This is a genomic window from Mycobacterium sp. 4858 (assembly GCF_900240975.1).
Taxonomy (GTDB): domain Bacteria; phylum Actinomycetota; class Actinomycetes; order Mycobacteriales; family Mycobacteriaceae; genus Mycobacterium.
The window spans coordinates 103093-128724 of the sequence record NZ_LT968776.1 but is presented as its reverse complement, the minus strand read 5'-3'; the positions used below and the strand labels follow the sequence as shown (position 1 = coordinate 128724).

The window sequence follows — 25632 nt, the reverse complement described above, 5'->3', positions numbered from 1 at the left end:
TCGTGACACATTCTCAGCGTCGGGACAACCTGAAAGCGCAAATCGTGGCCGTCGGACTGGACGCCATGCTGGTCAGCGACCTGCACAACGTGCGCTACCTGTCCGGTTTCACCGGATCCAACGGCGCGTTGCTGGTGTTCGCCGACGATCGCGACCCGGTGCTGGCCACCGACGGCCGGTATCGCACCCAGGCCGCCGAACAGGCGCCGGGGCTCGAGATCGCCATCGAGCGGGCCCTCGGGCGGCATCTGGTCGGCCGGGCCGCCGAGGGCGGCGTGGGGAGGCTGGGGTTCGAGAGCAATGTGGTCACCGTCGACGCGTTCGACGCCCTGACCGGCGAGCTCGGCGAGCGCAAGGCGGACACGGAGCTGGTGCGGGCCGCGGGAACCGTCGAGGCGCTGCGTGAGGTCAAGGACGACGGTGAGGTGGCGCTGCTGCGGCTGGCCTGCGAGGCGGCCGATGCCGCGCTCGCGGAGTTGGTGCAGCGCGGCGGCCTGCGGCCCGGGCGGACCGAGCGCGAGGTGAGCCGGGAGCTGGAGGCCCTGATGCTCGACCACGGCGCCGATGCGATCTCGTTCGAGACCATCGTGGCGGCCGGCGCGAACTCGGCGATCCCGCACCATCGCCCCACCGACGCGCCGCTGGCGGCGGGCGACTTCGTCAAGATCGACTTCGGCGCGCTGGTGGCCGGCTATCACTCCGACATGACGCGCACGTTCGTGCTCGGCAAGGCCGCCGATTGGCAACTGGAGATCTACCAGCTGGTCGCCGACGCACAGCGGGCCGGCCGGGAGGCGCTGCGGCCGGGCGCGAGCCTGCGCGACGTCGACGGCGCGGCGCGGCGGATGATCGTCGACGCGGGGTACGGCGAGCAGTTCGGTCACGGGCTGGGGCACGGGGTGGGGTTGCAGATCCACGAGGCGCCGGGGATCGGGGCCACCTCCACCGGCACACTGCTGGCGGGTTCGGTGGTCACCGTCGAGCCGGGCGTCTACCTCCCCGGCCGCGGCGGCGTGCGCATCGAGGACACCCTGGTCGTGCCCGACGAGGCGGCGGCGACCGGCGATCGCGCACCGGAACTGCTGACCAGGTTTCCCAAGGAGCTGGCCGTTCTCGGCTAGCCAACCGGGGCATTTGGCGGATCGGCGCCCCGGGGTAGAGTCGGGGGGCGTGAGTGGGGTGGAGCCAATCGAACGTGGTTTGGCGCGCCTGCGGGACTTCCGGTGGGACATCCACGCGCAGCCCTTGCGGGAGATGCGGCTCGAGATCGACATCGTGTATTTCACCGTCCCCGTGCCGTTCACCGGCGGTAGAGGCCTGAGCGTTCCCTTCTTGACGATGATCAAGCGGATGCCCCCGTCGGCCACCAAGCCGGAAGAGGCCGGCCCCTAGCGCGTGCGGCGGGCTTCCCGCCGGCCCCCGGGCCACCCGACGCGCGGGTCGTTGCCGCGACGCGATTTAGACTGACGGACACATTGCAGACAGTCGGAGAACGACTGTCCATTCCCTAGGAGAGACACCGAACCGTGGCAAGCACCGCCGATTTCAAGAACGGACTGGTGCTGGTGATCGACGGCCAGCTGTGGCAGATCGTCGAGTTCCAGCACGTCAAACCCGGCAAGGGCCCGGCCTTCGTGCGCACCAAGCTGAAAAACGTGCTGTCGGGCAAGGTCGTCGACAAGACCTACAACGCCGGCGTGAAGGTGGAGACCGCCACCGTCGACCGGCGCGACACCACCTACCTCTACCGCGACGGCTCGGACTTCGTGTTCATGGACAGCCAGGACTACGAGCAGCACCCGCTGCCGGAGTCGCTGGTCGGCGACGCCGCCCGGTTCCTGCTGGAGGGCCTGCCGGTGCAGGTGGCGTTCCACAACGGGGCGCCGCTCTACATCGAGCTGCCGGTGTCGGTCGAGATGGAGGTCACCCACACCGAGCCGGGCCTGCAGGGTGACCGGTCCAGCGCTGGCACCAAACCCGCCACCGTGGAGACCGGGGCCGAGATCCAGGTGCCGCTGTTCATCAACACCGGCGACAAGCTGAAGGTGGACACGCGCGACGGCAGCTACCTGGGGCGCGTCAACGCGTGAGCAGGCCCGTCAGGGGACGCCACCACGCCCGCAAGCGCGCCGTCGACCTGCTGTTCGAGGCCGAGGCCCGCGGGCTGGGTGCGGCCGAGGTGGTCGACATGCGGGCCGCGCTGGCCGACGCCAACCCCGACGTGGCGCCGCTGCAGCCCTACACGGTCGCGGCCGCCCGCGGGGTCGGCGAGCACGCCGCCCACATCGACGATCTGATCAGCTCGCACCTGCAGGGCTGGACGCTGGACCGGCTGCCCGCCGTCGACCGCGCGATCCTGCGGGTCGCCGTGTGGGAGCTGCTCTACGCCGACGACGTCCCGGAGCCGGTCGCCGTCGACGAGGCCGTGCAGCTGGCCAAGGAGCTGTCCACCGACGACTCGCCGGGCTTCGTCAACGGCGTGCTGGGCCAGGTCATGCTGGTGACGCCGCAGATCCGGGCCGCCGCCGCGGCGGTCCGGTCCGCCGCCGCCGGGCCGGAGGACGAGGGCCCCGACGGGTGACCCGGCTGGAGCTGCGCGTCGTCGTCGCGGGGTTGTTGGCCGCGACGGTCGTGCTGGGCGCCGTCGTCTGCGCCGCCTTCGGGTGGACCATCGTGGCGTCGGCGCTGTCCATCTACGCGCTCGGCGTGGGCGCCTGGCTGTATCACTGCGTCGAACGCCTGATCGTGGCGCGCCGCATCAGCACCGTCCGCTCGGCCGCCAGGCCGCTGCAGCCGCTGTTGCCGGTGATGGCCGCGATCATGGGCCTGACGCAGTCGGTGGTCAGGTCCCTGACCGACGTCACCGAGTTGCCGGCCCGGCGCTGGGACCTTCCGGTCCTGCGCTGGGTCGACGGCACCCGGGCGAATCGGCGCGTCGTGGACGCCGACGACGAGCTGGAGGGCTGACCGGGCTCACGCGAAACGATCACGTGGGCGGCGCGGCGGGGTGAGAATACAAGTCGCTCAGAAGAACAGGTGAGGTCATGACTCGATACACCACCCAGCCGCGACGACTCCGCGTTTCCGCGTTGGCGGCGGTGGCCAACCCGTCCTACGCCCGCGTCGACACCTGGAACCTGCTCGACGACGCGTGCCGCCACCTCGCCGAGGTCGACCTGGCCGGGCTCGACAAGACCCACGACGTGGCCCGGGTGAAGCGCCTGATGGACCGCATCGCCGCCTACGAGCGGTACTGGCTGTATCCCGGGGCGCAGAACCTCGCGGTCTTCCGCGCGCACCTGGAGAGCCTGTCCACGGTGCGGCTGACCGAAGAGGTGTCCATGGCCGTGCGGCTGCTGGGCGAATACGGCGACCGCGCAGGCCTTTTCGACACCTCGGCGCCGCTGGCCGACCAGGAGCTGGTGGCCCAGGCCAAACAACAGCAGTTCTACACCGTGTTGCTCGCCGACGACGCGCCCGACACGGCCCCCGACTGCCTGGCCGAATGCCTGCGGGCCCTGCGCAACCCCTCCGACGACGTGCAGTTCGAGATCCTGGTGGTGCCCAGCGTCGAAGACGCCATCGCCGCGGTCGCGCTGAACGGCGAGATCCAGGCCGCCATCATCCGCGACGACCTGCCGCTGCGGTCCCGCGACCGGCTGCCGCTGATGAACACGCTGCTGGGGCCGAACGAGGACGCGGGCGACCTCATCCCCGACCACGCCAACGACTGGGTGGAGTGCGGCGAGTGGATCCGCGAGCTGCGGCCCCACATCGACCTGTATCTGCTGACCGACGAGTCGATCGCGGCGGGCGACGACACCGAGCCCGACGTCTACGACCGGACGTTCTACCGGCTCAACGACGTCACCGACCTGCACAGCACGGTGCTCGCCGGGCTGCGGAACCGGTACGGCACACCGTTTTTCGATGCGCTGCGCGCCTACGCGGCCGCGCCGGTCGGCCAGTTCCACGCGCTGCCCGTCGCGCGCGGTGCCAGCATCTTCAACTCGAAGTCGTTGCAGGACATGGGGGAGTTCTACGGCCGCAACATCTTCATGGCCGAGACGTCGACCACGTCCGGCGGCCTGGACTCGCTCCTCGACCCGCACGGCAACATCAAGAAGGCGATGGACAAGGCCGCGCACACCTGGAACTCCGACCACACGTATTTCGTCACCAACGGGACCTCCACCGCCAACAAGATCGTGGTGCAGTCCCTCACCCGCCCGGGCGACATCGTGCTGATCGACCGCAACTGCCACAAGTCGCACCACTACGGGCTGGTGCTCGCCGGCGCCTACCCGCTTTACCTGGACGCGTATCCGTTGCCGCAGTTCGCGATCTACGGAGCGGTGTCGCTGCGCACGATCAAGCAGACGCTGCTGGACCTGGAAGCGGCCGGCCAGCTGGACCGGGTGCGCATGCTGCTGCTGACCAACTGCACCTTCGACGGCGTGGTCTACCACCCGTTGCAGGTCATGCAGGAGGTGCTGGCGATCAAGCCGGACATCTGCTTCCTGTGGGACGAGGCGTGGTACGCGTTCGCCACGGCCGTGCCGTGGGCCCGGCAGCGCACCGCGATGGTGGCGGCCGAGCGCCTCGAGCAGATGCTGGCCTCGCCGGATTACGCTGCCCAGTACCGGGATTGGGCGGCCGGCATGGACGGCCTGCAACAAGGGGGGGACCGGTCGGAGTGGGTTGACCGCCCGCTGTTGCCCGACCCGACCCGCGCGCGGGTCCGGGTCTACGCGACGCACTCGACGCACAAGTCGCTGTCGGCGCTTCGCCAGGCGTCGATGATCCACGTCCGCGACCAGGACTTCAACGCCCTGGCGCGCGACGCGTTCGGTGAGGCGTTCTTGACCCACACCTCGACCTCACCGAACCAGCAACTGCTGGCGTCCCTGGACTTGGCCCGTCGGCAGGTCGACATCGAGGGTTTTCAGCTGGTCCGGCAGACCTACGACATGGCGCTGGTGTTCCGCCATCGGGTGCGGAGAGACCGGTTGATCAGCAAGTGGTTTCGCATCCTCGACGAGTCCGACCTGGTGCCCGAGGAGTTCCGGGCGTCGTCGGTGAGTTCCTACCGCGAGGTCCGCCAGGGCGCGCTGGCCGAGTGGAACGAGGCGTGGCGCTCCGACCAGTTCGTGCTGGACGCGACCCGGGTGACCCTGTTCGTCGGCAAGACGGGGATGAACGGCTACGACTTCCGCGAGAAGATCCTGATGGAGCGATTCGGCATCCAGATCAACAAGACGTCGATCAACAGCGTGCTGCTGATCTTCACCATCGGTGTGACGTGGTCGAGCGTGCATTATCTGCTCGACGTGTTGCGCAGGGTGGCAACCGATTTCGACCGCACCGAGAACGCGGCCAGCGTCGCCGACCGGGCGTTGCACCAGCGGCACGTGGAGGAGATCACGCAGGACCTGCCGCACCTGCCCGACTTCAGCGAGTTCGACGTCGCCTTCCGGCCCGTCGATGCGTGCATCTTCGGCGACATGCGGTCGGCCTTCTACGCCGGGTACGAGGAGTCCGACCGCGAGCATGTCCTGATCGGCATGGCGGGGCGGCGGTTGGCCGAGGGCAAGACGCTGGTGTCCACCACGTTCGTGGTGCCCTACCCGCCGGGCTTCCCGGTGCTGGTCCCCGGCCAGGTGGTCTCCAAGGAGATCATCTACTTCCTGGCCCAGCTGGACGTCAAAGAGATCCACGGCTACAACCCCGACCTGGGGCTCTCGGTGTTCACCGAGTCGGCCCTGGCGCGGATGGAGGCGCAGCGCAGCGCGGCGACCGCCGCGGTCGGCTCGGCGTTTCCGGCGTTCGAATTGCCCTCGGACGCCTCGGGACTCAACGGCGCGCTCCACGGCAACGGTGCCGCGCAAGCCGTCAGCGAAGACGCTTGAGCCTAGCGACCCGGTTGGGCCGACGCTTGTGGCTGCGGCCGGCCCAGTTCGCCCCGCCGGATCCCGCGCGTGATCTCGTCGCTGCGGGCGGTGCTGCCGGCTGGAGCGGTCTCGGGGCAGCTGCAGCTGAGGGTGTTGAACGGGCTCGAGTCGGCGCCGGCCGGTGCCGCCCCCACCAACCCTGAGCCCAGGACGATGGCGAGGTAGGCCAGCATTCGTGTGGTCGCGCGGTTGTTGCGGCGCGCACGGCGTGCAGTACCTGACATGACGACGTCAGCCTAGGAGGGGGCCGCTGAGAGGCCGCTGAGAAACCCGTTGAGCTGGGTGTTCTCCGGGGCTCGGCGGCCCTGCAGGATCAGCGGCCCTGCAGAATCAGCGGCCCTGCAGAATCGGAGGTGTGCAGTTGGCTCGCCTCCCGCACTGGGGCATTCCCGCCCGCTCGGCCGCGGTGTCGGCGGCCGTCGTGCTGTGCGCGCTGGCCCTCGCGGGCGCGGGATTGGACGCGTTCCTGTATCGGTCGCTGTTGACGGGCGTCGATTACGCCTCAGCGGAACGGGTGCGCGACCTGCGGAACGCGCTGCAGTCCGATCCGCCGGCCGGCCTCGACAACTCCCTGTTGACCACCGATCAACGGGTGGTCGCCATTCAAGTGATCGCCCCGGACGGTCAGGTGGTGCGGCGGTCGCGCTCGGCACCCGCCACGCCGCTCGTTCCGATCGGCGAGTTCGGCCTCGATCTGCGTCGCGGCTTGTCCGACGACGCGGTGGCCGGTGACGACATGCGCGTCAGCGGTCAACGCGTCGCCACCGCATCCGGCGACTACACGGTGATCGTGGGCGGCGGCAGCCAGGCGGTCGAGGCCACCGCGCGGACCGTGGCCTTGCTGCTGGCCTGCGGCGCGCCGATCGTCATTGCGGGCGCGGCGGCCGCGACGTTCTGGCTCGTTCGCCGGTCCCTGCGATCCGTGGACGCGATCCGCGCGCGCGTGGCCGAGATCTCGACATCGGATCTGGCCGAACGGGTTCCGGTGCCGGAGGGCCGCGACGAGATCGCCGCGCTGGCGGTCACCATGAACCAGATGCTCTCCCGCATCGAAGCGGGTCATCGCGCGCAGCAACGTTTCGTCGGTGACGCGTCGCATGAACTGCGCAGCCCGCTGGCCACCATCATCTCCGGGCTGGAGGTCGCCCAGGCGCACCCCGATCTGCTCGACGCCGAGTTGGCGGTCAACACGCTTTTGCCCGAGGCGCAACGCATGCACACGCTGATCGAAGACCTGCTGCTGCTGGCCCGGGCCGACGAGCAAAGCCTGCTGCGCCGCATCGAAGAGCTGGCCCTCGATGACGTCGCCGCCGTCGAGGCGGCCCGCGCGCGACGCGGGGCGAACTGCGCGATCGACACCGACCTTTGCGCGGTGCGGTGCACCGGTGACCCGGTGGCCATCTCGCGGATGATCCGCAACCTGGTGGAAAACGCCGTCCGCCATGCGGATTCGCGCGTCGTTCTGACGGTCGGCGGCAGCGGGGGGACGGCGATCCTCACCGTCAGCGACGACGGCCCCGGAATCCCTCCGGGCGACCGGGCCCGGGTGTTCGAACGCTTCGTGCGCCTGGATTCGGATCGGGCCCGCAGCGGCGGGGGAGCCGGGCTGGGCCTCGCGATCGTCGCCGAGATCGCCGCCGCTCACGGCGGCACGGTCACCATCGACGACCGGCCGGGCGGCGGAACCCGAATGATCGTGTCCCTGCCGCAGCGCGAGCCTCAGCACAACAGCCGGTAACCGACGCCGCGGACCGTCTCGATGGTGTTGGTGCCGAAGGGAATGTCGATCTTGCGACGCAGATATCCCACGTACACCTCGACCACGTTGTCCGGGCCGTGGTAGTGGGCGTCCCACACGTTGCGCAGGATCTCGGCCTTGGTCACCACCATGTCCTTGTTGTGCATGAGGAATTCGAGCACTCCGAATTCCCTGGGCGTCAACGCGATCGGGGTGGAGTCGCGGTGGACGGTATGCCGCGCGGGGTCCAGCACCAGCGATCCGGCGGTCAGCGCCGCCGGCCGCTCCGGCACGCCGCGCCGCACCAGAGCGCGCAGCCGCGCCACGAGCACCCGGAACGAGAACGGTTTGGTCAGATAGTCGTCGGCGCCCAGGTCGAACGCGTCGGTCTCGTCGTACTCCCCGTCCTTGGCGGTCAGCATGAGGACCGGTGTCCACACGTTTCGCGCCCGCATCCGGCGCAGCACCTCGTATCCGCTCTGGCCGGGGAGCATGATGTCGAGGACCACCACGTCGAAGCTGTTCTCGACGGCCTCCCGCAGGCCGTCGACACCCGTGCCGACGTTCACGACGACGAACCCCTCGGCCTCCAGGCCCCGGGCCAGGGTCGCCGACAGCCGCGCTTCGTCCTCGACGAGAAGGACCCTCACGTCGTCACGCTTCTTGGTGGCCCGCACCGGGGTGGCGTCCCGGACGCTGGGGCAGGACGACAAGCAACGCCACGATGATCGCCGCGATCACCGCCGAGGCCAGCGGGCGGCTCAGGGCCAGGCCGCCGTCGGCGACCGGTTTGTCGATGAAGTCGCCCACCGTCGCGCCCAACGGGCGGGTCAAGATGAAGGCGACCCAGAACAACACGACGCGCGAGACGGACGTCCAGTAGTAGAGCGCCACGACCGCGGCGAGGCCGGCCGCGAACACCAGCGCACCGCGCTCGTAACCGAAGTCGCGAGTGTCGGCGAGCCAGTCGCCGAGCGCGGTGCCCAGGGTCTGCGAGAAAGTGATTGTCGCCCAGTAGAACGCCTCCACTTTCGGCGTCGAGACGGTGGTGACCGACACCGTGCCCTGCGACCAGCGCCACAGGCCCAGTGTGGCCAGCAGGCAAGCCAACAGCAGCAGCGAACCGCCGGTGTAGCCGATGCCGAGCGAACGGTCGGCGAAGTCGGCCAACGTCGTGCCGAACGTCGTCGAGGCCACGATCGTCGCCCAGTACAGCGCCGCATGAAAGCGCTTGGCGAAGATCTGCGCGGCGACCAGCACCACCAGCGCGACGCCGAACAGTGCGACGCCGGCCGCGTAGCCCCAGTTCAGGGTCATCGTGACGGTGTCGCCGCCCGTCTCGCCCAGCGTGGTGGCGAAGATCTTGATGATCCAGAACCCCAGGGTGACCGCCGGCACCTTGGTCAACGCCTGCCGCGAAACGTCACTCATGCCCAGTCAACTTCCGGTGTCGTTGTTGATGCATTTCTAGGGTAGCCGCGCTGAGAAAACGCTGAGTACACGCATAAGAGAACGCTGTGTCCGCGCTGTGAATCGCGGTCTCGCCGTGGTATTTCGGCGGTGTCGCAAAATCTAAGGCGCAGAACGCTTTACGCAGATTGACCACCGCAGCCCGGCGCGCGGATTCTGAGGACTTGTTATCAATCACCTTAGTATTCAATGAGTTACGCTGCTCGCCGCGCCGGGCGCCGGTGACGGGGCGTGCCACCATGGATTCCATGTTTGCGGAAGCCGGCAGCATCGGTCGCCTCGGCGCGGGTGCGCGCTGGTCGGTCATGGTCGTCTCCCTGGGGGTGACGGCGACGTCGTTCCTCTTCATCAACGGCGTGGCGTTCCTCATCCCCTCGCTGCAGGCGCGCCGTGGCATCCCGTTGGCCGAAGCCGCCCTGGTGTCGTCCATGCCCAGCTGGGGCATGGTGGTGACGCTGGTGCTTTGGGGCTGGGTGCTGGACCGGGTCGGTGAGCGGGTGGTGCTGACGGCCGGTTCGGCGCTCCACCGCGGCGGCGGCCTGTGCCGCGGCGTCGGCCCATTCGATGCCGGCCGTCGGCGTCTTCTTGTTTCTCGGTGGGATGGCGGCGGCCAGCTGCAACACCGCCGGCGGGCGGCTGGTGTCGGCATGGTTCCCGACGCACCAGCGGGGCCTGGCGATGGGCATTCGTCAGACCGCGCAGCCGTTGGGTATCGCCCTGGGCGCCTTGGTGATACCGGAGCTGGCCGAGCGCGGGCCTCGTTCGGGGCTGATGTTCCTGGCGCTCATGTGCACGGTGGCGGCGGTGGCCAGCGCGCTGGGGATCGTCGATCCGCCCCGGAAATCACGCCAGGCGGCCACCGGCGCGGAACTGGCCAGCCCGTATCGAGGGTCGTTCGTACTGTGGCGAATTCACGCCGTGAGTGCGCTGCTGATGATGCCGCAGACGGTGACCGTGACGTTCATGTTCGTGTGGCTGATGAATCGGCATGGCTGGTCGGTGGCGGCCGCAGGCGGCCTGGTCACCGTCTGTCAGCTGCTGGGGGCGGCGGGCCGGATCGCGGTCGGGCGCTGGTCGGACCGCGTCGGTTCGCGGATGCGGCCGGTCCGCGTCGTCGCCATCGCCGCCGCGCTGGCCCTGTTGCTGCTGGCTTTCACCGACGGCACCGGTTCGAGCTACGACGTGGTGCTGATGGTTGCCATCTCGGTGCTCGCGGTGCTCGACAACGGGCTCGAGGCCACCGCGATCACCGAGATCGCCGGGCCGTTCTGGAGCGGCCGCGCGTTGGGCCTGCAGAACACCGCGCAACGGCTGATGGCTGCGGCCGGGCCGCCGCTCTTCGGTGCGCTGATCGTGGCCGCCGAATACCCGCCGGCGTGGGCGCTGTGCGCGTTGTTCCCGCTGGCGGCGGTCCCGCTGGTGCCCACCGCCCGGGAGAGCGAGCCTGCCCCCGGGGGCGGTTCGGCTCACGGGGATCGGAAAGAAGACGTCGCCGCCGGGGTGGCGCAATAGCCGCACCGGCCGTTGTTTGGGCTGGTCGCCGTCGAACGGGACCCGGCGCAATGCGCTGAGCCGCCGGAGCAGGCCCGCGTCGCCGCCCCAAAAAGTGGGCGTGACCTGGTTAGCGTGGCCGCGTGGCGCAACCGATCAGTAGCGAACCCCGGGCCGACCGCGCCCGCCGGGTGGCCGACGTGTTGCGCCAGCAGATCCACGCCGACGCCTACCCGGACGGGTTGCCGCCCGAGCAGCAGCTGGCCGCCGAATTCCTGGTGTCGCGCAACACCATCCGCGGGGCGCTTGCCGTGCTCAAGCACGAGGGGTTGATCGACCGCGGACCCAAGGTTGGCACGCACGTCGCCCAGCGCAAGTACTCACACGGGCTCGACACCCTGCTGGGGCTGAAGGAGACGTTCAAACACCTCGGCGAGGTGCGCAACGAGGTACGCGCGGCGATGCCCGTCACCGCGCCACCGTCGGTGGCCCGCCGGCTGCGGCTGCAAACCGGCGAGCACGCCGTGTTCGTCGAGCGACTGCGGTACCTCGGCGACCTACCGCTCAGCCTCGACCTGACCTACCTGGCCCCGGACATCGGAGAACAGGTGCTGCGCCATCCGCTCGAGACCAACGATGTTTTCGCGCTCATCGAAGAGGTCAGCGGTCAGCGCCTGGGCTCGGCGTCGCTGGCGCTCGAGGCCATTCCCGCCGACGCCCATTCGGCGGCCACCCTGCAGGTGCCCGACGGCGCGGCGCTGCTCATGCTGGAGCGGCTCACCAGCCTGGCCGACGGGACACCCGTGGATTTGGAGTACATCCGGATGCGTGGTGACCGAATCACCATGCGCGGCAGCATGATGAGGAGCGATACATGACGCTGGTCAACAACACCCGGGCCGACGTGCCGGTGACGATCGACGAGTCGTTGTGCATCGAGGGCTGCACCTTGTGCGTGGAGGTGTGCCCGCTCGACGCGCTGGCCATCGACCCCCAGACCGGCAAGGCGTACATGCACGTCGACGAGTGCTGGTATTGCGGCCCGTGTGCGGCGCGCTGTCCGACCGGCGCCGTCACCGTCAACATGCCCTATCTCCTGCGCTGAAGAGACGTCCCATGAAAATGCACGCCCTCCGGCTGCTGTCGGTGGCGGTCGCGGTCGCCGCGTTCGCCTCCGGGTGCTCGCTGGAATCGTTCTCGCAGTCCTCCGGTGTGGTCAACGTGGTGGTGGGATACCAGTCGAAGACCATCAACACCGTCACCGCCGGCACACTGCTGCGCGCGCAGGGCTACCTCGAACACCGGCTGGCCGACATCACCGCCCGCACCGGCACCAAATACGCGGTGCGCTGGCAGGATTACGACACCGGCGCCCCGATCACCGCCCAGATGCTGGCCGAGAAGATCGACATCGGCTCGATGGGCGATTACCCGATGCTGATCAACGGCTCCAAGACGCAGGCCAACCCGCTGGCGCGCACCGAGATGGTCTCGGTCACCGGCTACAACCCCAAGGGCGCGCTGAACATGGTTGTGGTGGCGCCGGATTCGCCGGCGAGCGGGCTGGCCGACCTGGCCGGCGGCAAGGTCTCGGCCAGCGTGGGGTCCGCGGGGCACGGCACCTTGGTGCGCGCGCTGGGCAAGGCGGGCGTCACCGGCGTGGAGGTGCTCAACCAGCAGCCGCAGGTCGGTGCCTCCGCGCTGGAATCCGGTCAGGTGAACGGGCTTTCGCAGTTCGTAGCGTGGCCCGGGCTGCTGGTCTACCAGGGCAAGGCGCGGCTGCTCTACGACGGGGCCGAGCTGAACCTGCCCACCCTGCACGGTGTGGTGGTGCGGCGCTCGTACGCGTCGGCGCACCCCGAGGTGCTGGCGGCGTTTCTGCAGGCGCAACTGGACGCCACCGATTTCCTCAACGGCAAGCCGCTGGAAGCCGCGCGGATCGTCGCGCAGGCCAGCGGGCTGCCGCAGGAGGTGGTGTATCTCTACAACGGCCCCGGCGGGACGTCGTTCGACCCGACGCTCAAGCCGTCGCTGATCGACGCCCTGAAAAGCGATGTGCCGTACCTGAAGTCGATCGGTGACTTCGCCGACCTCGACGTCGGGAAGTTCGCCGTGGACGAGCCGTTGCGTGCGGTGTTCGCCGCCCGCGGGCTGGACTACCCGGCGGCCCGGTCGCGAGCCGCGAATCCGTCGGTCCTGGCGGGCGACCCGGCGCTGGCCGGCGAGGTGTGGTTGGACGGGGCGGATGTGACGCAGACCGTCGCCGACCCCACCAGCCTGCTGCGCACCGTCGCCGACGCGACCGCCCGCGGGGGCAGGGTTCGCGCGGCCTACGTTCCCGACGCCGAACTGGGCACCAGGTGGTTCGCCGACAAGGCGGTCTGGGTCAAGGACGGCCCGAAGTATCTGCCGTTCGGCACCCGGGCCGGGGCGCAGCGCTATCTGGCGGCACACCCGGGCGGGGTCGCGATGAATTACCAACAGGCACTGGGAGGTTCGGTATGACCGCCGATGTGGTGGCAGACCAGGTTCTTGGCGTGGTCTCGAGGCCCACGCTCACCCGGCCGCGGCGGGTGACTGCGCCGTGGCGGTCGCGGCTGCTGCGGTTGGCGTCGGTCGCGGCCGCAATCGGGTTGTGGCAGTTGCTCACCGCCGGCAAGGTGCGGCTGTTGCTGCGATTCGACACGCTGCCCACCGTCACGCAGATCGTGCACGCGCTGCAGCGCCGCCTCGCGGCCGGCGAGTACTGGCTCGACCTCGCGCAGTCGCTGATCCGCATCCTCACCGGCTTCGGCCTGGCCGCCGTCATCGGTGTCGCGACCGGTGTGCTGCTGGGCCGCTCGCGACTGTTCGCCGACCTGTTCGGCCCGCTGGCCGAGCTGGCCCGGCCCATCCCGGCGATCGCGATGGTGCCGGTGGCGATCCTGCTGTTCCCGACCGACGAGGCCGGCATCGTGTTCATCACCTTCCTCGCGGCCTACTTCCCGATCATGGTGAGCACCCGGCACGCGGTGCGGGCGCTGCCCACTTTGTGGGAGGACTCGGTGCGCACGCTGGGCGGCGGCCGGCGGGAGGTGCTGACCCAGGTGGTGCTGCCGGGCATCCTGCCCGGCGTGTTCGGGGGGCTGTCGGTCGGCATGGGGGTGGCCTGGATCTGTGTCATCTCCGCCGAGATGATCTCGGGCCGGCTCGGCGTCGGCTACCGCACCTGGCAGGACTACACCGTGCTGGCCTACCCCCAGGTGTTCGTCGGCATCATCACCATCGGCGTCCTCGGGTTCGCCACCTCGGCGGCCGTCGAGCTGGTGGGCCGGCGGGTGACTCGCTGGTTGCCCCGCGCACAGGAAGGTTTGCGATGACCACCGCGACGAAAATCGGGATGAGCCTCGAGCTGGACGCAGTCCGCTTGTCCTACACCGGAACACCGGTGATCGACGGGCTGAGCCTCACGGTGCGCCCGGGCGAGATCCTGGTGCTGACCGGGCCCTCGGGCTGCGGCAAGTCGACGCTGCTGCGCGCCCTGGCCGGGCTGCTGCGGCCCGATGAGGGCCGCGTGCTGGCCGACGGCGCGGAGGTCACCACCACCTCGGGTGATCGCGGCATGGTGTTCCAGGACAACGCGCTGCTGCCGTGGCGCACGGTGCGGTCCAACATCGAGCTGGCGCTGCGGCTGCGCGGGGAACCCCGCGCCACCCGCCGCGCCCAGGCCGAGCGCTGGATCGACGAGCTCGGGCTCTCAGGTTTCGGCCACTACCTGCCGAAGAGCCTGTCCGGCGGGATGCGCCAGCGCGTCCAGCTGGCCCGCGGCCTGGCGGGGGCGCCCCGCGCGGTGATGATGGACGAGCCGTTCGGCGCGCTGGACACCCAGACCCGGGCCGCCATGCAGCGGCTGCTGATCGACACCTGGCGCACCCATCCGACGACCATCGTCTTCGTCACCCACGACGTCGACGAGGCGCTGGCGCTGGGCGACCGGATCGTCGTGCTGGGCCGCGCCGGCGAGCCTGTCCGCGCGTCGGTCGACGTGCCCGATCCGCGCGCCGAGTTGCCCCGGGACGGGTTGCGCGCAGAAATCATTGCCGCCCTTGGCCATTTGGTGGCGGCATGATGGAGATCCCCGACGCCAACGCCCCCGTTCGCCTCGACTGCGACGTGCTGGTCATCGGCGGCGGCACCGCCGGCACCATGGCGGCGCTGTCGGCCGCCGAGCACGGCGCCCAGGTGCTGCTGCTGGAGAAGGCCCACGTGCGCCACTCCGGCGCGCTGGCGATGGGCATGGACGGCGTGAACAACGCCGTCATCCCGGGCAAGGCCGAACCCGAGGACTACGTCGCCGAGATCACCCGCGCCAACGACGGAATCGTCAACCAGCGCACCATCTATCAGACCGCCAGCCGCGGATTCGCGATGGTGCAGCGGCTGGAGCGCTATGGGGTGAAGTTCGAGAAGGACGAACACGGCGAGTACGCGGTGCGCCGGGTGCACCGCTCGGGCTCCTATGTGCTGCCCATGCCGGAAGGCAAGGACGTCAAGAAGGCGTTGTACCGGGTGCTGCGGCAGCGGTCCATGCGGGAGAAGATCCGCATCGAGAACCGGCTGATGCCGGTGCGGGTGCTGGTGCAGGACGGCCGCGCGGTGGGGGCCGCCGCGTTGCACACCCGCACCGGCGAATTCGTGGCCGTCGGCGCCAAGGCGGTGATCCTGGCCACCGGCGCCTGTGGGCGGCTGGGCCTGCCCGCGTCCGGTTACCTCTACGGCACCTACGAGAACCCGACGAACGCCGGCGACGGGTACGCGATGGCCTATCACGCCGGCGCGGAACTGTCGGGAATCGAGTGTTTCCAGGTCAATCCGTTGATCAAGGACTACAACGGACCCGCGTGTGCCTATGTCGCCAACCCGTTCGGCGGCTACCAGGTCAACGCGCATGGGGAGCGGTTCGTGGACTCCGACTACTGGTCGGGTCAGATGATGTCCGAGGTGAAGAGCGAGATCGACTCCGCCCGCGGACCGATCTACCTCAAGGTGTCCCACCTGCCCGACGAGACCCTGTCCGCGCTGGAGAACATCCTGCACACCACCGAACGGCCGACCCGCGGCACGTTCCACGCCAACCGCGGCCACGACTATCGCACCCACGACATCGAGATGCACATCTCCGAAATCGGCTTGTGCAGCGGGCATTCCGCGTCCGGCGTGTGGGTCGACGAGCACGCCCGCACCACGGTGCCCGGGCTGTACGCCGCCGGGGACATGGCCTGCGTCCCGCACAACTACATGATCGGGGCGTTCGTCTTCGGCGACCTCGCCGGCACGGACGCGGCCGCGTCCTGCGCGGATACCGCTGCGCCGCAACGACTCCCGGAGGACCAGCTGCGCGCCGCGCACGAGCTGATCTACCGCCCACTGCGGCATCCGGACGGGCCACCCCAGCCGCAGGTCGAATACAAGCTGCGCCGGTTCGTCAACGACTATGTGGCGCCGCCCAAGACGGCGGCCAAGCTGTCCATCGCCGTGCGCACCTTCGACCGCATGCAAGGCGAGATCGCCGAGATGGGCGCGCGGAACCCGCACGAGCTGATGCGCGCCGTCGAGGTGTCCTTCATCCGGGACTGCGCCGAGATGGCCGCCCGATCCTCGCTCACCCGCACCGAATCGCGGTGGGGCCTCTACCACGACCGCGCCGACCTGCCCGGCCGCGACGACAGCGCATGGGGCTATCACCTCAACCTGCGCAAGAACGCCGACGGCGCGATGGTGTTCCTCAAGCGTCCGGTCGCCCCCTACTTCGTGCCGGTGCCGGAGCTGGACGGCCTGCCGCCCGTGGACCAGACCGTGCAGGCGGTGGAGCAGCCGCCACTGGTCGGCGGTCAGGCCCCCGCCACCACACGGTCCCGAATCGGCGCGCCCGTAACCACAGTCGAGCCGCCGTCGCCGCGCATCGCCGAGGTGCTTGCCCTCGAGGAGCCGACGATCGCCGGGCTGCGACCGTACCTGGCCGACCCCGACCCCGGGGTCCGCCGCACCGCGGTGGCCACGCTCACCGAGCACATTCCCGATGGCTACGCGACCGCCCTGGTCGCCGCGCTGGATGACGCCGACGCCACGGTGCGCCGCACCGCCGCCGACGGGATCCGCGAGCTGGTCGAGGTGTTGCCGGCCCCGGCCGAGGTCGGGTCACGCCTGGACTCCGGCGACACGGCGGTGCGTGCCGCCGCCCTCTACGTGCTGGCCGCGCGGCGCGTCGGCGACGCCGGGGACTACCGCCGCACGCTGAAAGATCCCGACCACCGGGTGCGCATCGAGGCCGTGCGGGCGCTGGTGTCGGTCGACGACGTGGCCGGTGTGGTCACCGCGACGGGTGACGACAACCGGGAGGTCCGGATCGCCGCGGCCGCCGGCCTGGGCACGCTGCGCGGCGGCGGCGAGGCCGTCAGCGCGCTGCTCGGCGACCCCGACCCGCTGGTGCGCGCCGCCGCACTGGCCGCGTTGGGCGAAATAGGCTGCAGCGCGGGCGATATCGCCGACGTCGCAGCGGCGTTGCGGGCGCCGGCGTGGCAGGTGCGGGAGGGCGCGGCGCGGGCGCTGTCGGGCGCGCCGGCCGACGTCGCGGTGCCGGCGCTGGCCGAGGCGTTGAACGACGCGCACCTCGACGTGCGGAAGGCCGCCGTGCTCAGCCTGATCCGCTGGTCCGCTCAACCCGCCGCCCGTGATGCGCTCGGCATCGCGCTCAAGGACGGCGACGCCGACGTGCGGGCCTACGCGCGCCGCGCGCTCGACCAAGCCGGGTAGCCGGCGATCGGGTGTGCGCTTACGGCGTCCGGTGTGCGTGCACGGCGGCGACACGCCGACGATGACCGCCCTGGCCGCACACTCAAAAGCTCAGCGCAGGATCCTGGCGTAGAGCAGGCTGTCCTGCGGCTCGGGGCCCAGGTTGGGGTAGACGGCGTGGCGGGCGAGTCGTCCTTCCAGGACGAAACCGGCGCGCTCCAGCAGCCGGGCCGACCGTTCGTTGTCGACGTTGCACGTGGCCCACACCCGATACACCGCCCGATCGCTGTCGAGTGCGGTCAGCAGCATGTCGAGCACCTCGGCCATCAAACCCTTGCCCCACCACCGCCGGCCCAGGCAGTAACCGATCTCGACCGAGTGCGGCACCGGACGCCGGCAGCTGGTCAACCCGACGATCTCGCCGCTGTGCCGCAACTCGATCACCCAGGTCCGGTCGTCGGGGGTGGCGTTGAGTTTCTCGGTGATCACCCGCCGCGTCGCCGCCACGTCGGGATGCGGCGCCCACATCAGATACTTGGTCACCTCGGGGTCGCGGGCCACGCGCTGAAACAGTGCGCCGGCGTCGTCGAGCACGGGCCGGCGCAGCACCAGCCGGGGACCGGTGATGCGGTCGGGTGGGTAATCGGCCACGGTGCTAGAGGCCGAGCGCCTGATAAGTGCGCCGAACGAATTTCGGTTGCACCGATTGGAGTTTCGCCAGCGAGGTGTTGCCGGCGACGGCCGCGGCCACGTCGGCGGACATGTCGGGCAGGTTCTGCACCAGATACAGCAGAACCAGGTCGGCGGTCGGGTCGGCCTGCCACCACGTCCCGTAGGCGCCCGGCCAGCTGAAGGTTCCGAGCCCGCCCGGACCGAACAGCGGCGCGCTCCTTGCCGGGTCGGTCACCACCGACAGGTTCAGCCCGAAGCCGCGGCCCACCCAGTACGGCGCCCCCAGGAAGTTGTGGCGCTTCTGCTCGTCGGTCAGCCGGTCGGTCCGCATCAGGCGGGTGGACTCGGCCGACAACACCCGCACACCGTCGATCGTTCCCTCGCCGAGCACCATCCGCACGAACCGCAGGTAGTCGTCGGCGGTGGACCACAGGCCCCCGCCCGCGTTGGCGAAGGAGGGCGGCTTGATGTGCGGCGGCCCCATCACGTCGTGGTGCAGTTGGCCCTGCTCGTCGAGCCGGTACATGGTCGCGGCGCGGCGGCGCGCCTCGGGGGAGACGAAGAACCCGGTGTCCGGCATGCCCACCGGGCCCAGCACCCGCTCGTCGAGAACCTGGTGGAACGGCTTGCCCTCGATGCGCGCCGCGATGACGCCAAGCAGGTCGATGGAATGGCTGTAGGTGAGCCGCTCACCGGGCTGATGCACCAGCGGCAGCTTGGCCAGCTCGGCCAGCCAGGTGTCGGGACCCTGACTGAACGGCAGCCGCATGTAGGCCTTGGCGATCGGCCCGGACACCGAGAAGCTGTAGGCCAGGCCGCTGGTGTGGGTGAGCAGGTCCTCGATCAGGATGGCGCGCTGCACCGGATGCGTCCGGTCCAGCGGGCCGTGCGGCTCGTCGAGCACCCGCACGTCGGCCAGCTCCGGGGCCCAGCGCACGACGGGGTCTTTCAGCGTCAGCTTGCCCTCGTCGACCAGGCTCATCACCGCGGCGACGGTCACCGGCTTGGTCATCGACGCGATCCGGAACAGCGTGTCCCGCTGCATCGGCAGGCCCGCGTCCACGTCCCGATAACCGATTTCGTTGACCTGCAGCACTTCTCCGCGCCGCCAGACCATCGTCACCGCGCCGGCAAGCATGCCGGCATCGCACACTTCGCGGATGGAGCCCGCGTTGACGTCGAGATTCACCCGAATCACGTTAGCGGCGTGCCCGGGGAGCGCGAACGTCACACTAGGACTCGCGCCCCTCCAGCGCCTCGTCCACCGTGGGATACAGCTCGATGAACTCGTCGAGGCCCACGATGCGCAGCGGCCGGCTGGTGGCCGAGCCGTCGGCCGCCACCCGCAGCGAGGTCGGGCTGTCCTGGGTCAGGCGCTGCACCTCGACCAGCACGGTGATGCCGGCCGAGGACAGGAAATCGACCTCGGTGAGGTCGATGACGAGCACCGCAGGCGTGCCGGACAGGGCGATGTCGATATGCGTGGCGAGCGAGGGCGCGGTGATGATGTCGACGACGCCGCTGACCTCCAGGATCACCGCCTCACCGGCATCGCGGCGGTTGACCCAAAACTCCTCGCTCATGACGATCCGAACCGTATCGCCTTCTCACCACGGCCGGTTAACCGGGCCGTTACCCGCTCGTTCCGTCGGCGACAAAGGCCAAAATTTCATGACGGTTTCGGTTGAGCAAAGGTACGGCAGCTACCCGCGATGCCAGGACCGGCGTCGCGTGTCCGGCTTTAGTGTTGGTTGCTATGGCCGCACTGAGCAATTGCGTGAAGCGCTGGCGCACAGCGCTTCACATCATGGTGTCGGCATCCGTCGTTGCCCTGGGGCTCGCCGTCGCGCCCGTGGCTCACGCGGCCGCGGCCGCGGCGACGTTGTCGGTGGAACATGCGTGGCAGACCGGTTTCATCGCCAACTTCACCGTCACCAATCTGAGCACGGTGCCGCTAACCGATTGGCGGATTGACTTTGACATGCCGGCCGGACAATCCGTCCTGCACACGTGGAACAGCACCGTCACCCAATCGGGCACCCACTACGTGCTCACCCCCGCGAATTGGAATCGCAGCATTGCGCCCGGTGGTTCGGCCACGGGTGGCATGAGAGGCGTGGTGACCGGTTCCTTCACGCCGCCGTCGAATTGCGTGCTCAACGGCCAGTATCCCTGCAGCTAGCGGCGCTGGGCGCGGACGTACCAGAACGCCATCTCGACCTGTGCGCCGTCCACCTCGCGGCGCATTGTGGCGGGCTCCAGTGACTCGATGTCCCACCCCGCGCCGCCGAGGACGTCGCGCAGCGTCTGCTCGGACACCGCCGGCCGGGGCCACCGTTCGTCGGGGGCGTTCGCGTCGGAGAAGCAGCTGATCAACAGCGTGGCGCCCGGCCTGGCGGCGCGGTGCGCCGCGGCGGCGTAGCTGCGCTTCCCGTCGTCGTCGAGGCAGTGGAACATGCCGCTGTCGATGACGGTGTCGAACGCGTCGGTGTAGCCCGCCAGCTGGGTGGAGTCGGCCACCGCGAACGTGATGTCGACGCCGGCATCGGCGGCCCGGCGCTCGGCGGTGACCAGGGCGGTGGGCGAGATGTCCAGCCCGGTCACCCGGAACCCGTTCAGCGCCAGGTAGATGGCGTTGTCACCGAGCCCGCAGCCGATGTCCAGGACGTCACCGTGGACCCAGCCCCCGCCAAGCCAGGCGATGACGTTGTCCTTGGGCGCCTTGGTGTCCCACGGCGGTGTCGTCATCGGCGGGATGCCCTCGCCGGGGCTCTCGCCGCGATAGAGCGCGTCGAAGTCCATTTGCTGCAGTCTGGAGAAGCCTGAGCCGGTCACTTTCGCCAGGGTAGCGCGGCCGCGTCCGCTCAAGCCGGGACACGTGGGGCGCAAGTGGCGCAGCGGGTGATCGAGCACGTCACGGCCCGTGCCGCGCGCCGCGTCCTTTCGAAGAAGTGCTACGCTGCCGGGCAGTCGACATCCTTTAACGATCCGTCCGGCGAGGCGGAGAAGGAGGTCAGGGTTTCGCATGGGTGCAGCGGGTGACACCGGCACCGGCCGCGAGTTGATGTCGGCGGCCGACGTGAGTCGCACCATTTCCCGTATCGCGCATCAGATCATCGAGAAGACCGCGTTAGATGACGCGAGCCGGTCCGCGCCCAGGGTGGTGCTGCTGGGAATCCCGACCCGCGGCGTGATCCTCGCCAGGCGGCTGGCCACCAACATCGCCGAATACAGCGGGGTCGACGTCGGTTGCGGCGCCCTCGACATCACCCTGTATCGCGACGACCTGATGCAGAAACCGCCGCGACCGCTCGAGGTCACCTCGATCCCGGCCGGCGGCATCGACGACGCGCTGGTCATCCTCATCGACGACGTGCTCTACTCCGGTCGCTCGGTCCGCTCGGCGCTGGACGCCCTGCGCGACGTCGGCCGCCCGCGGGTGGTGCAGCTGGCGGTGCTGGTCGACCGCGGCCACCGCGAGCTGCCGCTGCGCGCCGACTACGTCGGCAAGAACGTCCCCACCTCCCGCAGCGAGAGCGTGCACGTACTGCTCAGCGAGCAGGACGGGCGCGACGGGGTGGTGATCTCGCGATGACGCGCCACCTGCTGGCCGCCGGCGACCTGACCCGCGACGAGGCCATCGCCATCCTCGACGACGCGGACCGGTTCGCCGAGGCGCTGGTGGGCCGCGAGGTGAAGAAGCTGCCGACCCTGCGCGGCCGCACCGTGATCACGATGTTCTACGAGAACTCCACCCGCACCCGGGTGTCGTTCGAGGTGGCCGGCAAGTGGATGAGCGCCGACGTCATCAACGTCAGCGCCGCCGGGTCGTCGGTGGGCAAGGGCGAGTCGCTGCGCGACACCGCGCTGACGCTGCGGGCGGCCGGCGCCGACGCGCTGATCATCCGCCATCCGGCCTCGGGTGCCGCCCACCTGCTGGCCGACTGGACGTGCGCCGGCAACGACTCCGGCCCCTCGGTGATCAACGCCGGCGACGGCACGCACGAACACCCGACGCAGGCGCTGCTGGACGCGCTCACCATCCGCCAGCGCCTCGGCGGCATCGAGGGCCGGCGCATCGTGATCGTCGGCGACATCCTGCACAGCCGGGTCGCCCGCTCCAACGTCATGCTGCTGAACACCCTGGGCGCGGAGGTGGTGCTGGTCGCGCCGCCGACGCTGCTGCCGGCCGGGGTCGACTCCTGGCCGGTCACCGTCTCAGGCGACTTCGACGCCGAGCTACCCGCCGCCGACGCGGTGCTGATGCTGCGGGTGCAGGCCGAACGGATGAACGGCGGCTTCTTCCCGTCGGTGCGCGAATACTCCTCCCGCTACGGGCTTTCCGATCGCCGCCAGGCCATGCTGCCCGGCCACGCCGTGGTGCTGCACCCGGGTCCGATGCTGCGCGGCATGGAGATCGCGTCGTCGGTGGCGGATTCGTCGCAATCGGCCGTGCTGCAACAGGTTTCCAACGGCGTGCACGTGCGGATGGCCGTGCTGTTCCACGTGCTGGTGGGTGCGGAATCCGCCGGAAAAGAGGGGGCGGCGTGAGCGTGCTGATCCGCGGGGTCCGGTTGTACGGCGAGGGCGACCGGGTCGACGTGCTGGTCGATGACGGCCAGATCGCCGACATCGGCCCGGGCCTTGCCATCCCGGATACGGCCGACGTCATCGATGCGACGGGCCAGGTGCTGCTGCCCGGCTTCGTCGACCTGCACACCCACCTGCGCGAGCCGGGCCGAGAATACGCCGAGGACATCGAAACGGGCTCGGCCGCAGCGGCTCTCGGCGGATATACCGCCGTGTTCGCGATGGCCAACACCAATCCCGTCGCCGACAGCCCGGTGGTCACCGACCACGTCTGGCACCGCGGCCAGCAGGTCGGCCTGGTCGACGTCCACCCCGTCGGGGCCGTCACCGTCGGATTGGCCGGCACCGAACTCACCGAGATGGGCATGATGGCGGCCGGGGCCGCGCAGGTCCGGATGTTCTCCGACGACGGCAGCTGCGTACACGACCCGCTGGTGATGCGCCGCGCGCTCGAATACGCCACCGGCCTGGGCGTGCTGATCGCCCAGCACGCCGAGGAGCCCCGGCTGACCGTCGGCGCCGTCGCCCACGAGGGACCCACCGCCGCCCGGCTGGGCCTCTCGGGCTGGCCCCGGGCCGCCGAGGAGTCCATCGTCGCCCGGGACGCGTTGCTGGCGCGCGACGCCGGTGCCCGCGTCCACATCTGCCACGCCTCCACCGCCGGTACCGTCGAGCTGCTGAAATGGGCTAAGGGGCAAGGCATCTCGATCACCGCCGAGGTCACCCCGCACCACCTGCTGCTCGACGACAGCAGGCTGGCCAGCTACGACGGGCGCAATCGCGTCAACCCGCCGCTGCGCGAGGCCTCCGACGCTGTGGCGTTGCGCCAGGCCCTGGCCGACGGCGTCATCGACTGTGTGGCCACCGACCATGCGCCGCACGCCGAGCACGAGAAGTGCGTGGAGTTCGCGGCGGCGCGTCCCGGCATGCTGGGCCTGCAGACCGCGCTGTCGGTCGTGGTGCACACCATGGTGGCGCCCGGGCTGTTGACGTGGCGGGACGTCGCCCGGGTGATGAGCGAGAACCCGGCGCGCATCGTCGGACTGCCCGATCACGGCCGCCCGCTGGAGGTGGGGGAGCCGGCCAACCTGACGGTGGTGGACCCCGACGCCACCTGGACCGTCGCCGGGTCCGACCTGGCCAGCCGGTCGGCCAACACGCCCTTCGAGTCGATGGCCCTGCCCGCCACCGTCACGGCGACCTTGCTGCGCGGGAAGGTCACGGCTCGAGACGGGAAGTGCCCGGCATGAATTCGGGCACGCTGGTGGGGTCGCTGATCTTCGCGGCCGTGCTGGTGGTGGTGATCGCGGTGGTGATCCAGCTGATGATGCGCAGCTGGCGGCGCCGCTCGCAGCGGCAGGCCGAACTGATCGGCCGGCTGCCCGACGTGCCCGACCAGGTGGGTGCGGCGACGATCACCACCCAAGGCCACTATTGCGGGTCGATGATGGCCCCGGGCTGGAACGAGCGGATCGCCGTCGGCGATCTGGGGTACCGGAGCAAGGCGGTGCTGACCCGCTATTCGAGCGGTATCATGGTGGAACGCCTACGCGCCCAACCGCTTTGGATTCCACGCGACTCGATCACCCATATCCGCATGGAGCGCGGGATGGGCGGCCGGGCCGTAGCCCGGATCGGGATTCTGGCGATTCGGTGGCGGCTGCCGTCGGGAGTCGAGATCGACACCGGCTTTCGGGCCAACCACCGCGACGAATACACCGACTGGCTCAAAGAGGAAGTAGCGTGACGACAAAAGCAGTTCTGGTACTCGAGGACGGGCGCGTCTTCACCGGCACGCCGTTCGGCCAGGTCGGCCAAACCCTCGGCGAGGCCGTGTTTTCCACCGGCATGTCCGGCTACCAGGAGACGCTGACCGATCCCAGTTATCACCGGCAGATCGTGGTGGCCACCGCGCCACAGATCGGCAACACCGGCTGGAACACCGAGGACGCCGAAAGTCGCGGCGACAAGATCTGGGTCGCCGGCTACGCGGTGCGCGACCCGTCCCCGCGGGCGTCGAACTGGCGCGCCACGGGAACCCTGGAGGACGAGCTGGTGCGCCAGCACATCGTCGGGATCGCCGGCATCGACACCCGGGCGGTGGTGCGCCACCTGCGCACCCGCGGCTCCATGAAGGCGGGGGTGTTCTCCGGCGAGGCGCTGGCCGACCCTTTGAACATCGACGAGTTGGTGGAGCGGGTGCGGGGGCAGCAGTCGATGCTGGGTGCCGACCTCGCCGGCGAGGTCAGCACCGCGGAGCCCTACATCGTGGAACCCGACGGGGCGCAACGGTTTACGGTGGTGGCGCTGGACCTGGGCATCAAGACCAACACCCCGCGCAACTTCGCCCGCCGGGGAGTCCGCAGCCACGTGCTGCCGTCGTCGACGAGCTTCGAACAGATCGCCGACATCGCACCCGACGGCGTGTTCTTGTCCAACGGCCCCGGTGACCCCGCCACCGCCGACCACGTCGTCGCGCTCACCCGCGAGGTGCTGGGCGCCGGAATCCCGTTGTTCGGCATCTGCTTCGGCAACCAGATCCTGGGCCGGGCACTGGGCCTGTCCACCTACAAGATGGTCTTCGGCCACCGCGGGATCAATATCCCCGTCATGGACCATGCCACCGGTCGGGTGGCGGTGACCGCGCAGAACCACGGCTTCGCGCTGGAAGGCGAGGCGGGTCAATCCTTCGACACGCCGTTCGGGCCCGCCGTCGTCAGCCACACATGCGCCAACGACGGGGTGGTCGAGGGCGTCAAACTCGCCGACGGGCGGGCGTTCTCGGTGCAGTACCACCCGGAGGCCGCCGCCGGCCCACACGACGCGGAATACCTGTTCGATCAATTCATCGAGCTGATGGCCGGTGAGAGATGACCGCGAGCGACCGTGTTTGTACGGCGACACGCCGTAAACGGTGTACAAACGCGGTCGCTCGCGCCAAGAAAGAAG

27 protein-coding genes and 1 pseudogene are annotated in these 25632 nt (G+C 69.9%); 20 read left to right on the top strand and 8 right to left on the bottom strand.

Annotated elements, in window-relative coordinates; genetic code table 11:
- Window positions 1-2: 2 nt before the first annotated feature.
- The 6 genes from C1737_RS08760 to C1737_RS08735 all read left to right on the top strand — a co-directional run bounded on the left by C1737_RS08760 (window position 3) and on the right by C1737_RS08735 (window position 5909).
- Window positions 3-1121: a Xaa-Pro peptidase family protein gene (locus C1737_RS08760; RefSeq protein WP_102417894.1), complete on the top strand. Its 1119-nt coding sequence runs from the start codon at window positions 3-5 to the stop codon at window positions 1119-1121.
- Window positions 1122-1170: 49 nt separating this feature from the next.
- Window positions 1171-1392, top strand: a complete 222-nt coding sequence (locus C1737_RS08755; RefSeq protein ID WP_231980576.1) for a hypothetical protein — start codon at window positions 1171-1173, stop codon at window positions 1390-1392.
- 134 nt (window positions 1393-1526) lie between these two features.
- On the top strand, window positions 1527-2090 hold the full coding sequence (gene efp, locus C1737_RS08750; RefSeq protein WP_007171952.1) for an elongation factor P: 564 nt from the start codon (window positions 1527-1529) through the stop codon (window positions 2088-2090).
- Window positions 2087-2581, top strand: coding sequence for a transcription antitermination factor NusB (gene nusB / locus C1737_RS08745; RefSeq protein WP_067923689.1), 495 nt, complete (start codon window positions 2087-2089; stop codon window positions 2579-2581). Before efp ends, nusB begins: the two co-directional genes overlap by 4 nt.
- Window positions 2578-2967 (top strand): antitermination protein NusB, encoded by a 390-nt coding sequence (locus C1737_RS08740; RefSeq protein WP_067923687.1) that lies wholly within the window; start codon window positions 2578-2580, stop codon window positions 2965-2967. Before nusB ends, C1737_RS08740 begins: the two co-directional genes overlap by 4 nt.
- Window positions 2968-3044: 77 nt before the next feature.
- The gene (locus C1737_RS08735) at window positions 3045-5909 is read left to right on the top strand and encodes an aminotransferase class I/II-fold pyridoxal phosphate-dependent enzyme (RefSeq protein ID WP_067923684.1); all 2865 of its coding nucleotides are present in this window, start codon (window positions 3045-3047) and stop codon (window positions 5907-5909) included.
- A gap of 2 nt (window positions 5910-5911) precedes the next feature.
- Here the strand turns inward: C1737_RS08735 and C1737_RS08730 are convergent, their stop codons facing one another.
- Window positions 5912-6175, bottom strand: a complete 264-nt coding sequence (locus C1737_RS08730; protein WP_067923682.1) for a hypothetical protein — start codon at window positions 6173-6175, stop codon at window positions 5912-5914.
- Between the two features lie 131 nt (window positions 6176-6306).
- On the opposite strand from C1737_RS08730, the gene C1737_RS08725 reads away from it, so the two are divergent.
- Window positions 6307-7689, top strand: coding sequence for a HAMP domain-containing sensor histidine kinase (locus C1737_RS08725; RefSeq protein WP_102417892.1), 1383 nt, complete (start codon window positions 6307-6309; stop codon window positions 7687-7689).
- On the opposite strand, the gene C1737_RS08720 is transcribed toward C1737_RS08725, so the two are convergent.
- The 3 genes from C1737_RS08720 to C1737_RS26590 are packed head-to-tail and all read right to left on the bottom strand — an operon-like array spanning window position 7671 to window position 9466.
- On the bottom strand, window positions 7671-8339 hold the full coding sequence (locus C1737_RS08720) for a response regulator transcription factor (protein WP_068098279.1): 669 nt from the start codon (window positions 8337-8339) through the stop codon (window positions 7671-7673). The two genes, C1737_RS08725 and C1737_RS08720, sit on opposite strands and share 19 nt — an antisense overlap.
- 4 nt (window positions 8340-8343) lie before the next feature.
- Window positions 8344-9120, bottom strand: a complete 777-nt coding sequence (locus tag C1737_RS08715; RefSeq protein WP_067923675.1) for a hypothetical protein — start codon at window positions 9118-9120, stop codon at window positions 8344-8346.
- A complete protein-coding gene (locus tag C1737_RS26590) occupies window positions 9113-9466 on the bottom strand; it encodes a hypothetical protein (RefSeq protein WP_199183014.1) in 354 nt (117 codons plus the stop codon). Before C1737_RS26590 ends, C1737_RS08715 begins: the two co-directional genes overlap by 8 nt.
- Here C1737_RS26590 and C1737_RS08710 point away from each other — a divergent pair.
- The 7 genes and pseudogenes from C1737_RS08710 to C1737_RS08680 all read left to right on the top strand — a co-directional run bounded on the left by C1737_RS08710 (window position 9408) and on the right by C1737_RS08680 (window position 17442).
- A pseudogene (locus tag C1737_RS08710) lies at window positions 9408-10671 on the top strand (MFS transporter). The gene C1737_RS26590 and the pseudogene C1737_RS08710 sit on opposite strands and share 59 nt — an antisense overlap.
- A gap of 122 nt (window positions 10672-10793) precedes the next feature.
- Entirely contained in the window at window positions 10794-11528 is a 735-nt protein-coding gene (locus tag C1737_RS08705; RefSeq protein ID WP_068098266.1) for a GntR family transcriptional regulator, read from the top strand.
- Window positions 11525-11755, top strand: coding sequence for a ferredoxin family protein (locus C1737_RS08700; RefSeq protein ID WP_068098265.1), 231 nt, complete (start codon window positions 11525-11527; stop codon window positions 11753-11755). The genes C1737_RS08705 and C1737_RS08700 overlap by 4 nt, the downstream gene beginning before the upstream one ends.
- An 11-nt stretch (window positions 11756-11766) precedes the next feature.
- Complete coding sequence (locus tag C1737_RS08695) at window positions 11767-13155, top strand: ABC transporter substrate-binding protein (protein ID WP_067923668.1); 1389 nt, start codon at window positions 11767-11769, stop codon at window positions 13153-13155.
- Window positions 13152-14009 (top strand): ABC transporter permease, encoded by an 858-nt coding sequence (locus C1737_RS08690; protein ID WP_102417891.1) that lies wholly within the window; start codon window positions 13152-13154, stop codon window positions 14007-14009. Before C1737_RS08695 ends, C1737_RS08690 begins: the two co-directional genes overlap by 4 nt.
- The gene (locus tag C1737_RS08685) at window positions 14006-14758 is read left to right on the top strand and encodes an ABC transporter ATP-binding protein (RefSeq protein WP_068098263.1); all 753 of its coding nucleotides are present in this window, start codon (window positions 14006-14008) and stop codon (window positions 14756-14758) included. The genes C1737_RS08690 and C1737_RS08685 overlap by 4 nt, the downstream gene beginning before the upstream one ends.
- Window positions 14755-17442: a fumarate reductase/succinate dehydrogenase flavoprotein subunit gene (locus tag C1737_RS08680; RefSeq protein WP_102417890.1), complete on the top strand. Its 2688-nt coding sequence runs from the start codon at window positions 14755-14757 to the stop codon at window positions 17440-17442. The genes C1737_RS08685 and C1737_RS08680 overlap by 4 nt, the downstream gene beginning before the upstream one ends.
- Window positions 17443-17532: 90 nt before the next feature.
- On the opposite strand, the gene C1737_RS08675 is transcribed toward C1737_RS08680, so the two are convergent.
- Genes C1737_RS08675 through C1737_RS08665 form a run of 3 tightly spaced genes read right to left on the bottom strand, consistent with a single transcriptional unit; the run spans window position 17533 to window position 19676 of the window.
- Window positions 17533-18072 (bottom strand): GNAT family N-acetyltransferase, encoded by a 540-nt coding sequence (locus tag C1737_RS08675; protein ID WP_067923656.1) that lies wholly within the window; start codon window positions 18070-18072, stop codon window positions 17533-17535.
- A gap of 4 nt (window positions 18073-18076) precedes the next feature.
- Entirely contained in the window at window positions 18077-19282 is a 1206-nt protein-coding gene (locus C1737_RS08670; RefSeq protein WP_199182819.1) for a serine hydrolase, read from the bottom strand.
- Between the two features lie 43 nt (window positions 19283-19325).
- Window positions 19326-19676 carry an STAS domain-containing protein gene (locus C1737_RS08665; protein ID WP_067923654.1) on the bottom strand — a complete coding sequence of 117 codons (351 nt, stop codon included), beginning with the start codon at window positions 19674-19676 and terminating at the stop codon, window positions 19326-19328.
- A gap of 173 nt (window positions 19677-19849) precedes the next feature.
- Between C1737_RS08665 and C1737_RS08660 the strand changes: the two genes are divergently transcribed.
- Window positions 19850-20275 (top strand): cellulose-binding domain-containing protein, encoded by a 426-nt coding sequence (locus tag C1737_RS08660; protein WP_102417889.1) that lies wholly within the window; start codon window positions 19850-19852, stop codon window positions 20273-20275.
- Here C1737_RS08660 and C1737_RS08655 read toward each other — a convergent pair.
- Window positions 20272-20904: a class I SAM-dependent methyltransferase gene (locus C1737_RS08655; RefSeq protein WP_102419859.1), complete on the bottom strand. Its 633-nt coding sequence runs from the start codon at window positions 20902-20904 to the stop codon at window positions 20272-20274. The two genes, C1737_RS08660 and C1737_RS08655, sit on opposite strands and share 4 nt — an antisense overlap.
- A gap of 214 nt (window positions 20905-21118) precedes the next feature.
- On the opposite strand from C1737_RS08655, the gene pyrR reads away from it, so the two are divergent.
- From pyrR to carA, 5 genes are read left to right on the top strand one after another with little or no spacing between them, the layout of a single operon-like run.
- Window positions 21119-21688: a bifunctional pyr operon transcriptional regulator/uracil phosphoribosyltransferase PyrR gene (gene pyrR / locus C1737_RS08650; RefSeq protein ID WP_067923647.1), complete on the top strand. Its 570-nt coding sequence runs from the start codon at window positions 21119-21121 to the stop codon at window positions 21686-21688.
- Window positions 21685-22644, top strand: coding sequence for an aspartate carbamoyltransferase catalytic subunit (locus C1737_RS08645; protein ID WP_102417888.1), 960 nt, complete (start codon window positions 21685-21687; stop codon window positions 22642-22644). The genes pyrR and C1737_RS08645 overlap by 4 nt, the downstream gene beginning before the upstream one ends.
- Window positions 22641-23933 (top strand): dihydroorotase, encoded by a 1293-nt coding sequence (locus C1737_RS08640; RefSeq protein WP_102417887.1) that lies wholly within the window; start codon window positions 22641-22643, stop codon window positions 23931-23933. The genes C1737_RS08645 and C1737_RS08640 overlap by 4 nt, the downstream gene beginning before the upstream one ends.
- A complete protein-coding gene (locus C1737_RS08635) occupies window positions 23930-24430 on the top strand; it encodes a transporter (RefSeq protein ID WP_067923722.1) in 501 nt (166 codons plus the stop codon). The genes C1737_RS08640 and C1737_RS08635 overlap by 4 nt, the downstream gene beginning before the upstream one ends.
- The gene (gene carA, locus C1737_RS08630) at window positions 24427-25557 is read left to right on the top strand and encodes a glutamine-hydrolyzing carbamoyl-phosphate synthase small subunit (RefSeq protein WP_067923637.1); all 1131 of its coding nucleotides are present in this window, start codon (window positions 24427-24429) and stop codon (window positions 25555-25557) included. The genes C1737_RS08635 and carA overlap by 4 nt, the downstream gene beginning before the upstream one ends.
- The last annotated feature ends 75 nt before the right edge of the window (window positions 25558-25632 follow it).

Excerpts from the sequence above, each read along its gene's own strand:
- C1737_RS08635 (WP_067923722.1), top strand. The coding sequence starts at position 23,930 with ATGAATTCGGGCACGCTGGTGGGGTCGCTGATCTTCGCGGCCGTGCTG.
- C1737_RS08645 (WP_102417888.1), top strand. The coding sequence starts at position 21,685 with ATGACGCGCCACCTGCTGGCCGCCGGCGACCTGACCCGCGACGAGGCC.
- C1737_RS08715 (WP_067923675.1), bottom strand. The coding sequence starts at position 9,120 with ATGAGTGACGTTTCGCGGCAGGCGTTGACCAAGGTGCCGGCGGTCACC.
- C1737_RS08660 (WP_102417889.1), top strand. The coding sequence starts at position 19,850 with ATGGCCGCACTGAGCAATTGCGTGAAGCGCTGGCGCACAGCGCTTCAC.
- C1737_RS08685 (WP_068098263.1), top strand. The coding sequence starts at position 14,006 with ATGACCACCGCGACGAAAATCGGGATGAGCCTCGAGCTGGACGCAGTC.
- C1737_RS08665 (WP_067923654.1), bottom strand. The coding sequence starts at position 19,676 with ATGAGCGAGGAGTTTTGGGTCAACCGCCGCGATGCCGGTGAGGCGGTG.
- C1737_RS08695 (WP_067923668.1), top strand. The coding sequence starts at position 11,767 with ATGAAAATGCACGCCCTCCGGCTGCTGTCGGTGGCGGTCGCGGTCGCC.
- C1737_RS08680 (WP_102417890.1), top strand. The coding sequence starts at position 14,755 with ATGATGGAGATCCCCGACGCCAACGCCCCCGTTCGCCTCGACTGCGAC.
- C1737_RS08700 (WP_068098265.1), top strand. The coding sequence starts at position 11,525 with ATGACGCTGGTCAACAACACCCGGGCCGACGTGCCGGTGACGATCGAC.
- C1737_RS08690 (WP_102417891.1), top strand. The coding sequence starts at position 13,152 with ATGACCGCCGATGTGGTGGCAGACCAGGTTCTTGGCGTGGTCTCGAGG.
- pyrR (WP_067923647.1), top strand. The coding sequence starts at position 21,119 with ATGGGTGCAGCGGGTGACACCGGCACCGGCCGCGAGTTGATGTCGGCG.
- C1737_RS26590 (WP_199183014.1), bottom strand. The coding sequence starts at position 9,466 with ATGACCGACCAGCGCGCACCCGCGCCGAGGCGACCGATGCTGCCGGCT.
- C1737_RS08735 (WP_067923684.1), top strand. The coding sequence starts at position 3,045 with ATGACTCGATACACCACCCAGCCGCGACGACTCCGCGTTTCCGCGTTG.
- C1737_RS08730 (WP_067923682.1), bottom strand. The coding sequence starts at position 6,175 with ATGTCAGGTACTGCACGCCGTGCGCGCCGCAACAACCGCGCGACCACA.